The organism is Clostridium sp. ZS2-4, assembly GCF_026719745.1.
GTDB lineage: Bacteria > Bacillota > Clostridia > Clostridiales > Clostridiaceae > Clostridium_H.
On record NZ_JAPPRQ010000044.1, the window covers coordinates 123,595 to 136,668 of the forward strand.

A 13,074-nucleotide genomic window follows, 5' to 3' on the forward strand; every position below is an offset into this window, starting at 1 on the left:
AACTATGAGTATTAATAATTGCAATATTAATTACAATATGCAGTTACTTGCAATTAATATTTTCAAACAAAAATAAGCGTAGTATATCCAATAACTATACTACACTTATTTTAAAAGTTCTTATCTTACATGGCTTCTTCTCTATCTTTCTTCCAGTCCAAGAACTGTATTTCCTGGGCAACAACTTGACTTAAATATCTTTTGACTCCATCTTTACCTTCATAAGAAATCATTTGAAGTCTTCCAATTACACTGATCATGCTTCCTTTTCTTGTATGTTTAGATAACTTTTCAGCATTTTTTTCCCAAGCAACTACTGGTATAAAATCTGCCCCCTTCTCGCCCTTTTCATTTAGGAAAGGTCTATCAACAGCTAAAGTAAAGTTAGTTACGAACTTACCATTTTCCTTTATCTGTTTTAATTCAATATCCCTTGTAATTCTACCTATAAACAAAACCTTATTCATTTCTACTCCTCCATTAACAATAAAATATTTATCTAAATTATATCCAGATAAAATATTATTAATCAGGAGTTACTAAAATAGTATCATCTTAATTCCAAACAAAATCAAAATAATCCCACCAACATAATCCGCATATTTTGCTACAATCTTGATTTTTCTCAGATATCTTGAAATAACAAAAGCAAGTCCTGACATTATAAGAGAAATTAATCCTATGAATAAAGTATATTTAAGCAATATTAAATTACTTCCTATGTTATTGAAAACAGTAAATCCTATAACTGCAGCATCTATACTCACAGAAATTCCAAGAATAAAATACATCTTTTTTTCCAAAAGAATATTTTCCTCTTTTTCTTCCAAACCTTCTTTCAGCATAAGTATTCCTACCACACCTATTATTATGCCTCCTACTATCTTGGGCAGTGCCAGTATATATGTATTAAACAGAAAACCTGCAACTGCACCTGTAAAAGAAAAAAGAAATTGAAAAAAACCAAAGGACATAGAGAACCAAAGTTTATTTTTAAATTTTATTCCTTCATTTATCCCTATGCTCAAAGCTACTCCAAAAGCATCCAGTGCTAGCGCCAAAGCTATTAACAATAACGAATACATATTCATAAAAAATTCTCCTTATATATTGCAATTATCAATACTCATTGTTCAATAATCAATTTATAGAAAACTTCTACAAAGTTTTAATACAATAAACAGTTTTTCTTACAACTTATACATTATGATATGAAAAAAACTTTTTCATTATTCATACTGCTAAAACTAAACTAGCAATTCACCTTCCAGAATTCATTACCGTTAATATACATTTTTATCTTTTTATATATTTTAAATCATTTTATGTATTTATTTTTAATTTTTAATGTTGTATATTGATTTTATAGAATATAATATTAAAGTAGATATTTTTTACATAGGGATGGTGGAATTTATGAGAGTAAAAAAAGCAATAATACCTGCGGCAGGATTGGGTACAAGATTTTTGCCTGCAACAAAAGCACAACCTAAAGAAATGCTCCCTATAGTTGATAAGCCTACTATTCAATATATAATTGAAGAAGCTGTAGCATCTGGCATAGAAGAAATATTAATTATAACTGGAAGAAATAAAAGAGCAATAGAAGATCATTTTGACAAATCTATTGAACTGGAGTATCAACTTAAAGAAAACAATAAAACAGACTTGCTTAATATGGTAAAAAACATATCAAATATAGTAAATATACATTATATAAGACAAAAGGAACCAAAAGGACTAGGTCATGCCATAAGCTGTGCAAAGACCTTTGTAGGAAATGAGCCATTCGCCGTTATGCTGGGAGATGATATAGTACAAAACGAAGTACCCTGTTTAAAACAGTTAATAGATTGTTTTAATGAATATAAAACAAGTATCATAGGAGTACAGCCTGTTCCAAAGGATGAAGTTTATAAATATGGAATAGTAAATGGTCTTCATATAGAAGACAGGGTTTATAAGGTTAAAGATCTGGTTGAAAAACCAAGTATAGAGGAAGCTCCCTCAAATATTGCAATACTGGGGCGATATATCATAACACCTGAAATCTTCAATATATTAGATCATACCCAGCCAGGAAAAGGTGGGGAAATTCAACTTACTGATGCACTTAAAACATTAATATCTCAAGAAGCCATGTACGCTTATAGTTTTGAAGGAAGAAGATATGACGTTGGAGATAAGCTGGGATTTCTTCAAGCAACTGTAGAATTTGCCCTTCAAAAAGAAGAACTCAAAGAACCTTTTATGCAGTATTTATTGAATTTAATCAAAAATTTCCAATCAGAAGATCAGTTTTCTGAGAACAAATAAAAATATACCAGCAGTATAATAAACTATGTTACTTTATTATACTGCTGGTATATTTTTTATTTCCATTTAACATTTGACATATATTAAAATTTGTGACCTGACCCCAATTTTTCCTTATTTCACTATAACTTTAACTACTGCTCCTGCACTTAAAACAGTACCATCATTACTTTTTATCTTATCATTTACAAGGAAATAATAATTTCCCGCTTTCTTAAAACCATCTTTTAAACTCACAACTATCTTTCTTCCATCAGTAACATTAAAATCAACTGGAAGCTTTTCGCCGCTTTCTCCTGAAACTAATTCTATATTTTTATCATTTACAGTACTTTCATCAATATTTTTATTTAAAGTTATAGAAATGGTTTTATCATTTTTATTTTTTACAATCTCTTTCATATTTTTACTGTTCAACTTAAAAAGCTTTCCATCCTTATTTATGTTAGATAAAATCAACCTTGCCGTCTGTATAGAATCTTCATCCTTATTAACATGAAAATCTGGAGTTATGCCTACATGCTGAATTATATTTCCCTTTGGTGAGAAGAATTTAGAGGTTGTAAGCTTTATATAGCCTCCATCACTTAAAGGGAACATATTCTGAGCAACTCCCTTTCCATATGTTGTTTTTCCTATGAAAAATGCTTTTCCATAATCCTTTACTGCTGCTGACAAAATCTCTGAAGCACTGGCACTGTATTCATTAACAAGAAATATTATTGGCTTTTCTATAACTTTAGGGTGACCTGTTGCATAATAGGTCTGTTTATTATGTTTATTGTCCTCCATCAACATCATAGGTTTCTCTCCAATAAAATACCCTCCAATGTCAAGAGCACAATTAACATAACCTCCACCATTGTATCTTAAATCAACTATGTAACTTTTCACATTGTCATCTTCCAGTTTGCTTAGCTTATCCCAAAATTCATAAGCAGTTGTAACTCCAAAGGAAGAAAGTCTTATATAGCCTATGTTGTCCTTTAAAACTTCACTGGTCACTGTAGGAGAAGCTATTATTTTTCTTATAAGCTGAAAATTCAAAAACTGTTCTCCTCTTTTTACAACTATATTGACCTTGCTTCCTTCTTCACCTTTCAAATATTTTGAAGCCTGCTCTACAGCTTTTCCCTTGAGACTTGTCCCATCTGCACTTATTATTATATCCCCTGCTTCAAGGCCTGCTTCCACAGCTGGAGAATTTTCAATAGTAGATAAAACCTTGATACCATCCGCTACTATATCCATGTATATACCTATTCCACAGAACTTATTATCTATGCTGTTTACAAAGCTCTCATACTCTTCTTTTGTAAAATACCTTGAATAAGGATCATCTAAAGCTGTAATCATTTCATTAATAGATTGTGTATTTTCAATCTTATCTTTTACATTCTCAACATAATACTTGTTTATCAAATTTTTAACTTCTGATAAAGTATTAGCGTCTGATGTTTCTGTTGAATATGCTATAGCTTTTCCCTGAACATAAGCTCTTTCTTCAGCAGAAACACTTATAAAAGAAAAATTCAATACATACATTAATGAAAGTAAAAATAATAATATCCTGTTTTTCTTATTTTTTAATGTGTTCATATATTTCACCCCTAAAAGTAAGAACTGCCTCCCTTCTGAAGACAGTTCCATAAATATATTAATTTAAAATTTCTATTCAATAGAAATAATTTCTAATGGTTCCTCTGCTCCTGCAGTTCCTGTATCTTTATCAGTATAAACTAACTTGCCTCCACTTACAGATGCTTTTTTTACTATTTTAGGAATTGAAGTACTTGATATTGCTTCTTTTGTTTCAGTAAAAGTCATTAAAGAAAATGGTTTTCCTCTTTCACTGGCATTTAAAAATGCATCACTTACAATTGAAAAGTCAACGTACTTTCCAGTACTATCATGATAAGCATATGTACCAAATTTTGAAACCTTGCTTATGAAATCTTCATAAAAAGGATCACTCTTAGTTTCACTGTAATTCAAGAATCCATCAATTAAAGTTTTAGAATCGTACTCATATACCATATTTGTGTTCTTATCTTTTACCAAGTATGCATCCATCTTGGCAGAAGCACTTATCCCTGCGCCCAAACTAATGCATCCTGCAATAGCTAACGCACCAAAAATTTTTGTTCTAATTTTCATCATAACTCCTCCTTCATAATAAACTGTTTCTTGTTATTTATTTACAGTTATTTTTATACTGTCTTTTATTGCTTTTTCATTTGTAGTTTCTACAACAGTGTGAAAAAACTTTTGCTTAACTGCATATCTGCATTTCTGTCCTAAAACTGTTACTGTGTATTTTTCTGGAGTTTTTGTATCCAATGTAATAATTACATGTCTGTCCATAGTGCTTAGAGCATTTTCCATTCTTACAGTCATTTTAGGAATATCTTTATTTTTTTCATCCTTTACAGGATTGTAAACATTTGATTCTGCCGCTGTTTTACCACCATATAATACTTCTACTTTTACATCTTTTCCCTTGTACTTCTCCTGAAGCTGTTTTGAATATTCTTCTGCAATCTTATCCAACTGAATTTTATTGGCCTCTGATGTAACAGTAATTTTAGCTTTTACTTCTTTATCTCCAGCCTCAACCTTTGCACTTGCCATATCCTTCTTTAATACTTCATTTATATCCTTGTCCACTTCTTTAGTACCCTCTGTTTTTACAGTTTCCTCATTTACTTGCTGTACATTCTTCTTACTTTTAGCATTTCTCATGGAAGCAATAGTAGCAAAAGTACTTCCTATAAGCGCTAAGGTAATAAAACCTACTAATATTTTCATACCCTTCTTTTTACTATTATTTTTCATTTTCAACTTCATCTCCTGCAGATATAGTATTTTTCATAGTAAAATTAATGTCCCACTTGCTTAAATCAGCATCAGCTTTATTTATTTCATTTTTTTCAAAATCAAACTTATAAATTCTAGCTTTATAAGGATTTATTGAAACATCTTCCAGATAAAAGGTTCCTGATGCAGCTATATCTCCTTTAGCATCTATAATTGTTATAGGGAATTTTTTAATTTTAATTCCTTTACGACTTCCATTACGTATAACAACTGTTACTGATATTCCTCCATCTCTCTTTTTAGAAACATCATAGGCTGACATACTAAATTGTCCTTCTCTCAATAAAGGAAGCTTCTCTAAGAATTTCGTATATTTTTCTTTATTCTGAAGTGAAATTTTTTCTGGTAAATTTTCGTATTCTACTTTAACAACAGATTCAGCCTTTATTTTTGTATTAAATACAATTTTAAGTTCTCTCAAATCATATCCATCCAAATTCGCTTTCTGCTTTGAAAAATATATCTTCCAAGGTCTTACTGAATATGGAGGTATCTCTCCAACATCCCTTAAACCAAATATCTTGCTTGCTAAAACCTTTCCTTCACTGTCTATTATTCTTAAAGGAATCTTTTCAAGACTTAAAGACTTTCTAAGACCATTTCTTATAAAAACATTAGCTTCATAGCTGTCTCCTACATCAAATATGTAATCTGTACTTACATCAACCTGTCCATCTTTTATAGGCGGCAGTGTAGAAATTTCATCCTCTAAACATTCCTTCTGGAAATCAGAAAGGCTGTCCTTTATTTCAGGATGAATAGAAAGCTCAGTGTCTACTACTTTTCTTTCATCATTTAAATTCTTCGTCATAATTTCCCTCCACTTTATAAATTCATTTACCTAATTGCAAATTTCACAAAATTTTTGTTTCATACTTTGACATACATAAGTATACCATACCTGTCCAATTTAATGAACAAAATTAGCTTGCTTCTCTTCCACATAGAGTAAATAAATTGTTAACTTTCTATCATATTTAAATAATGTTCCACCTTACAATGAAAAGCCCTGGAAAGAACATTCTTTCCTGGGCTAGTTCTAGTTAATGTCATATGTTTAAAATTATTTTTAAACCCAATTTTAAATTGTTTTACTTAAACTTATAAGTGTTTTACTGTTAAAATAAAATCTTTTGTAGTCACTTCGCCATTTAAACTAATTGTAGCTGTAATTGTTACTGTTTCATCTGGATCTGCTGCCAGTGGTCTATTTACTATTTGACCGTCTTTACTTACTACTGCTGGCTTATCTGCTATCCAAGATATTGTTGTTCCATTTTCTCCTGTTGTTGGTAATATTCCAAGTGGTCCAGTTATGTTATCTAATGCACTATTGCCCCCCAATGGAATATCTAATGCTGCTTTTGCTTCTGCCACTTTTTCTGCATCTGTTTTTTCAACCACACTTTCTTCTTTCGCTTGAATAACTGCATCTTGAATATTGTTGCACATAGTCTTGCTTCCATTTGTACCAACCACTATTACTGCTATATATATACTCTTTTCAACAGCATCATTATTAGTAAACTTAATTGGTTTATCTCCTGTATCACGTTTATCAGATGCATAAACTATACCTGCAATTGATATGGAAGGCATGCTTCCTTCTTTCACCACTATTTCATAGCGTGCTACATTTTTTGACTCTGGTGCTTCCCAGGTTACTGAAATTTCACTGGTTTCAGCATCTACTTTATTTACAGTTACAGGATTCATAATAACTTCTATCTGTTTTACTGTAACATACAATTTCTTTATAGCCTTTTCTGAACCTTTAATTATAGTAGCAGTTAATGTAACTCTTTCATCTCTGCCTACTGGTCTCTCCACTTTTCCTGTATTGGAAAGTATGTTGCTTTTATCAGAAACCCATGCAATGCTAACATCATCTCTAAAATTACCCTTTGTCGGTAAAACTATATCTTCTGTTATATTACTCATATTTTCTATTGTAAGTCCATTTTTCTCAGCAAGAACTATTTCTCTGTCTGAAGCATTTGAATCCGGCACACCAATATCCAGCATAACAGTCTTTAATCTGTCCGCTGCATTATCTATCTCTCTTTGAGAAACATTTTTCAAAGTTGATGCATTCATGGCAACTTCATTAGCCTTAATAACAGCATCATTTAATTTTTTCCTGCTGTCATCATCTAATGTTAACAACACTCCCTTAGCTTGGTCTATTAAACCTTTTAAAGGATCTAAATCTATCCATACTGTAACATCTTTTGCTTCTGAAATATTTCCAACATCATCAACAGCCACTATTCTATAGTTTATATGCACATCTGTAGTAGCTGCTTCTAACTTATCGGTACTCATATATTTAGGAATTCCTACTCTTGCACCTCTAAATTCTTTACCAATTTTAGCTTTAACAGCCTCTTTAATTAAATCTATACTGTCTATATTTCCAATATCTTTGCTTATAATATACAAATCACTATTTTCATCAGTAATTACCTTAAAAGCTTCTCCAAGATACAACTTAGCTGCATCCCCTACATTAACTCTATCAGATAACTCTACTTTAGGTTTTTTGTTGTCTACTGTAATCGTATAGTCTGAAACTGGAGATGCTCCAACCTTATTTTTGATTACAAGCTTGTACTCTATATCATCATAGTTTGGATCATTTGCATCCATTCCCTTTGGTGCATTCATAACTTTAACAGCACCGTCCCCATCCAATTTGACAACTGTCTTATTGGCAATATCTGTACTAGTAAACGGCCATGGTTTTCCACTAGAAGTTGTCCAATTTATAACTTCACCTACCCTACTAACAGGTATTAACCAAGCTTCTTCTCCTTTAGCTGGTGCAGAACTTAACTTAACTTCATCATATTTCTTAATCTTTTGCTTAGTAAAGCTTGGTTTTTTAGGAAGCATTTCATCATCCACATCTATGGTATACTCATCACTGGACACATAACCTTCTACCTTTGGATTCTTGTTTCTATCATCATCAGAAGCCCAGCCTTCAAATTTACCTGCAACAAAAATATTGTATTTTCCTTTTTTAAACGTAATTCTCTTACTGTCCTTAGTTATTGAATCATCGCCGTGCCATAGTCTTCCAGTAGTTGAATTACTGATACTTATTGAATCTATTTTATTAAATTCATATTTTGAATCTAGTAAATCACTTTTACTCAAATCAAGTTTAGTACTTCCTGAAAGTATATATACATAATAATGGTCAGGAGCTTTTATTTGTGAAGGTACCCACTTTTCTATTTTAAAATCTTTTCCACTTACTCCTATACTTTCATTGTCTCCATCCTCAGCACTAAGTATAGAAGGTGTATCTGCATATTTAATTTCAGTAGGTCTGCTAGGTGCCTTTCCTTTTCTTGTAACTGTAATCCACAAGCTTTTTTGTGCATATTTATCTATTTCCAATCTTTGAACTGTTGCTCTGTTGTATTTTCCAATTCTTGTTACAGTTGCCTTACCTAAAGATTTTACACAATCCTCGCTATCATAAACATTTATCTCATCACCAATATTTAACTTTCTTGGGTTAGATAACAGATTGCTATCAAATTCATTTTCTACTTCAATTATATCTGTGTTCTTGCCTGGATTGTTATACATTCTTATTGTATTAGTTTCATTAAGCTTTTCTGAAGCTAACCAAAGCTCTACCTTGACTTTTCTGCTAAATCCTATAACTTCTCCAATATAAGTACGAACACCATTTCTCATGGTTGCCTTCTTCTTATCCCAAACTACTGAAAATTGATGCATTGTATTATCATCCATAATTCCTGGTACTTTATCAGGTAAGTATTTATTTTCAAGCTCTTCTATTTTTAAATTTACATCTGCATAATCAACAGTAAGCTTGATATCATCCATCTTTATTATTTTATTTCCATTTTTTGTTTTACCTACGGCTTCCGATTTTATTTTACCATCTGTATCCAAAGGAAGTTTGTACAGCTTTTTCTTGCTGGTATAATAAATTGAAGCATTTACTACACTTATGTAATCAACTGTTTCATTAGTTAATTTATATTTTGTACCACTTCCATCCGTACTTATCTTGTACAGCTTTCCACCATCCTGATAGTTACTGTAATACAACCAATTGGCAACAACATTTATATGGAAACCTTTATCAAACTCTCTTGTTTGTCCTTTTATCGGAATAACAGTTCCTGTACCATCCTTTTTAACTTTGCTTAAAACTCCTGAGCTTGATGTATAGTAAATCCACTCTCCATTAACTTGAATTGAATTTGCCCACTCTTCACTTAACTTGGCAATATATTTACCATCTGTACTGATTACATAAGGTTTATGTCTGTCATTTATATTTGTATAGTATATCCATTGTCCTGACACATTAATATAAGCTACTTCATCCCTTAATGCACTGCTGACAATTTTTCTTTCAGTACCATTTGTTCTTATCTTATACAGCCTTCCACTTTCTGAATGATTGCTATAATAAATCCAATCTCCCGCCAAAGTTACATAAGCAGCCATATCGCCACATATTTTCTGTCTTCCAGTACCGTCTTTTCTTATCTTATACAATTTTCCACCATCTGTATAGTTACTGTAATATACCCAATCATTAAGAACATTTATGTATTGAGCATCATCATTGCATATAGCATTATTGAACACACCATTGGTATCAAATTTATATAATTTGCTTCCATCTCCCGTATTATTGAAATACAAATATCCGTCACTATCTTCTGTTACATATCCGTTATTATTTATATTTCCAGCTGTATTCCCTTCAAGATTGCCATTTGCAATTCTAAGATTGTTTACACCTTTATTATAGTACAGCGTATATAATTTTCCCGTAGCTAAAACAGATTTGTTACTTGATAAAATCTGAATATTTTCTGAGCTGCTTGAAGATGTGAATACAACAGTTTCTCCTATTTTTTTAACACTGTTATTATGTTCTACTCTAAAATATTCTGCTCCATCAATACCTTCTACACTAGTAACCTTAACCATTATAACTTTAGCACTTGAATTAACTGTAACCTCTGCATTTACTGAGGGTGGAACAAGCTCGTACTCAGAAGTTTCTTTGTTCAATTTGTATATTCTTCTTTCCCCTCTTGATCCAGTATAATTAATCCTGTCATATAGTTTAGGTTTATCACTTCCTGAAATATCTATATCACCTAAAATATTTTTTATTTTTTCCAAAGTAGGTCCATAGCAGTAATAAACATCATAATTTCCATTTAAAATTTCATTTTTTAACCTGGAATTACTGGCAAGATAATCTATGGAATAGGCTGTATCTCCTACAATAATAACCCCTTCTTCTGCTGGAAGTCCTGAAAATACATTATTTACATTGAAATAAATTTTATTATGCTTAACTAATTTTTTACCGTTCTTAGCCTTAATATCTTTTAAAACTATGTGATACTGCTTGCCTTGAACATATTTATAATTTGGTTTTATAATTATCTCTCTCTTGTTTTCTGAAACAGATACATGAGTAGAAACCCATTTATCATTCCAGTCTTGAACACAAACATTAGTTGCATTTATAGTCTTTTCATCCAATTCTCTATTAAACTTGATAGTCCAAGTCTTATTAGCCGAAACTCCTTGAGTTTTGTATGTAACCTTATAGTCTTCGTCTTTATCGTCTTTTGATTTAGCCAAAGCTGTAGTTGGAGTAAGTAAAAACACCGTGACTAGCATCAGCGATAAAATTCTTCTAAAATTCTTTTGTTTCAAAATTCTCCCTCCCGTAATAAAAAATAAGTTATTTCTTCATGTATTTTATTTATCGTTATTAATTATGAAAATATTACCCTACAGCGGGATTTTTATTATAAATTTTCACATAACCTTAATTATAAATTATAATATTTAGCATGTCCACCAATAAAGGGTAATTTGAATAAATAATATTATATTTATCTAAATTACCCTTTATTGCAAGTTCCATATTTGATATTATGGCTTTTAGCATATCTTTTAATAGCACCTTCTTTTCTGGTTACTACAAAAAAGCCCTATACTTTCGCATAGGACTTTAATTTTAGTATTTATTTTTCTTAATATGTTCCCAATTTTACATCTACACCAGTTGCATAGTTATTGTTAGCTTTACCCTCATGATCAACCAAAGAATTTATTTTTAACAGGTAATTTTCACTGTCATCCATATCATCAAAGGTTAGAATAATTGTTGTGGAATTTACATATTTAACTCCACTGCAACCTATAGTTATTTTTTTATTTGCTCCTTCATTACGTTCTAAAGAATAATTTGCAGCATCTATATTTGCATCTCCATTTTTCATTTCCTGTCCAAATTCAACCTTTATCTGCTTTTTACCTATTGTTACAACATTTTTAACATATGCATCATCACTTTTGCTGCCTACTCCAGAAAACTTATATTGAATGTCTTTAGTAGATTTTTGTTTATACTCATCCTTTACATCTTTAGAAACAATTACTCTGTAAGTTTCATTATACTTTAAAGGCTTGCTTAAATACAATTTAACAGTTTTTCCATCTTCGCTTCCATTAAAGTATACAGAAGATGATGATAGCTTGTAATAACTATTATCTGAAACTCCTTGAACTTCAAAATCATAAGTTTTAAAATCCTGAGAAGCATCAAGATTCCTATCAAATTTAACAAGAACAACCGTATTGCACAAAGCTTGTGTACTAACTATTGAAAGATTGTATTCATCCTTATTCATTTCTTCATTTTTATAGTCTATCAAGTTTAGAGTGGTTTCTCTTATACTGTCTTTAACGTTTCTAATAGTAATAGTATACGTATGTCCTTTTGCAAGAGAACCGCTTACATTTAAAATAACCTTATTTCCTTCTTTACTAACTGCTGCCTTATCAATCTGCAGTGGTGCTCCCTTTGAATCTCTTATTGAGTAATTCCCAATATTTTCAGCTGTTTGAGAATCTACTGCCTTATTGAAAGAAAGCTCCATAGAAGTACTGTTTCTAATAACAGCCTTGTTTAAAGCAAGAGCTTTATTTTCTGATGCCACGCCATCAAAATCTGCTTCATCTCCAAATCCATCTAAAAGTCTAACACCATAATCACTTACTAAATCTCCAAGAATTCTTACAGTATAATTTCTTCCTTCTGACAGACTGTTTTCCTTTAAGTATATCTGCACTCCATTACTGCAATCTTTAAGAACTTGTACATTCATACTTCTGTACCCGCCCTTAGCAAAACTTGCCCCATCTTCAAGAATTTCATAATATAAAGGCTGTTCTACTTCCTCATTAATTGGTTGTGTAAAATATACATTTATGACATTTTTACTAACTTGTTTTATATTTCTGATTTTAAAATAATCCGAGTCTACTTTCTTAACCTTAAACTGAAGCTTGCAAGGAGTTACTAAATTTCTTCCTCCCTTGGACTTTACTCCACTGCTTACGCATACTGAATAAGTCTCATCCTGTACATATTCATTTGTAGGAATAATTCTAATCTCTTTAACCTCTTTCAAGTTATCAGCTGAACCCTCTATGACACTTTCTACAGGCTCAAATTTAAGATCAGTAAATTTTTGTCCATTTGAATCTATCAGATATATGTTTTCTGTTGTCAATGATTTTACATCTATACCTGTAGTAAACTTAACATTCCATTCCTTATTCGGTAGCACAGGCTCCTCTATCACTTCTGTCTTCCAGTTGTCTGTTTTGTCAGCAGCATAAGCCTTATTTGAATTAAAGGATAAAAAAACCGCTGCCAGAGCTGAAAATATTAATAATTTCAAAACTCTTCCGTTATTCATTTGCAATTCCTCCCACTTTGTATCCCATTGTTTTCCTATACATTATAACATAAAAAGCGGAAATCAAAAATCATATAAACTTATAAAA

The 13,074-nt window shown here is 31.1% G+C and carries 9 protein-coding genes; 1 reads left to right on the forward strand and 8 read right to left on the reverse strand.

All coding sequences use genetic code 11. The annotated features are described in order from the left end of the window. Nucleotides 1-125 precede the first annotated feature (125 nt). Both OIO11_RS07695 and OIO11_RS07700 read right to left on the reverse strand, forming a co-directional pair. Nucleotides 126-467 (reverse strand): single-stranded DNA-binding protein, encoded by a 342-nt coding sequence (locus OIO11_RS07695; RefSeq protein ID WP_268070860.1) that lies wholly within the window; start codon nt 465-467, stop codon nt 126-128. Nucleotides 468-539: 72 nt separating this feature from the next. Beyond that, nucleotides 540-1,091: a manganese efflux pump gene (locus OIO11_RS07700; RefSeq protein WP_268070861.1), complete on the reverse strand. Its 552-nt coding sequence runs from the start codon at nt 1,089-1,091 to the stop codon at nt 540-542. A 325-nt stretch (nt 1,092-1,416) separates the two neighbouring features. Here OIO11_RS07700 and galU point away from each other — a divergent pair, with 325 nt between their 5' ends. Further along, the gene (gene galU, locus OIO11_RS07705) at nt 1,417-2,316 is read left to right on the forward strand and encodes a UTP--glucose-1-phosphate uridylyltransferase GalU (RefSeq protein WP_268070862.1); all 900 of its coding nucleotides are present in this window, start codon (nt 1,417-1,419) and stop codon (nt 2,314-2,316) included. Nucleotides 2,317-2,430: 114 nt separating this feature from the next. Here galU and OIO11_RS07710 read toward each other — a convergent pair whose 3' ends face one another. From OIO11_RS07710 to OIO11_RS07735, 6 genes are all read right to left on the reverse strand, one after another. Next, entirely contained in the window at nt 2,431-3,915 is a 1,485-nt protein-coding gene (locus OIO11_RS07710; protein WP_268070863.1) for a S41 family peptidase, read from the reverse strand. Between the two features lie 72 nt (nt 3,916-3,987). Next, on the reverse strand, nt 3,988-4,473 hold the full coding sequence (locus tag OIO11_RS07715) for a hypothetical protein (RefSeq protein WP_268070864.1): 486 nt from the start codon (nt 4,471-4,473) through the stop codon (nt 3,988-3,990). A gap of 33 nt (nt 4,474-4,506) precedes the next feature. Beyond that, nucleotides 4,507-5,151 (reverse strand): hypothetical protein, encoded by a 645-nt coding sequence (locus OIO11_RS07720; protein ID WP_268070865.1) that lies wholly within the window; start codon nt 5,149-5,151, stop codon nt 4,507-4,509. Further along, nucleotides 5,141-6,004: an SLAP domain-containing protein gene (locus OIO11_RS07725; RefSeq protein ID WP_268070866.1), complete on the reverse strand. Its 864-nt coding sequence runs from the start codon at nt 6,002-6,004 to the stop codon at nt 5,141-5,143. The genes OIO11_RS07720 and OIO11_RS07725 overlap by 11 nt, the downstream gene beginning before the upstream one ends. A gap of 290 nt (nt 6,005-6,294) precedes the next feature. Continuing rightward, nucleotides 6,295-10,929, reverse strand: coding sequence for a DUF5050 domain-containing protein (locus OIO11_RS07730; RefSeq protein ID WP_268070867.1), 4,635 nt, complete (start codon nt 10,927-10,929; stop codon nt 6,295-6,297). A gap of 323 nt (nt 10,930-11,252) precedes the next feature. Then, on the reverse strand, nt 11,253-12,986 hold the full coding sequence (locus tag OIO11_RS07735) for an Ig-like domain-containing protein (protein WP_268070868.1): 1,734 nt from the start codon (nt 12,984-12,986) through the stop codon (nt 11,253-11,255). Between the last annotated feature and the right edge of the window lie 88 nt (nt 12,987-13,074).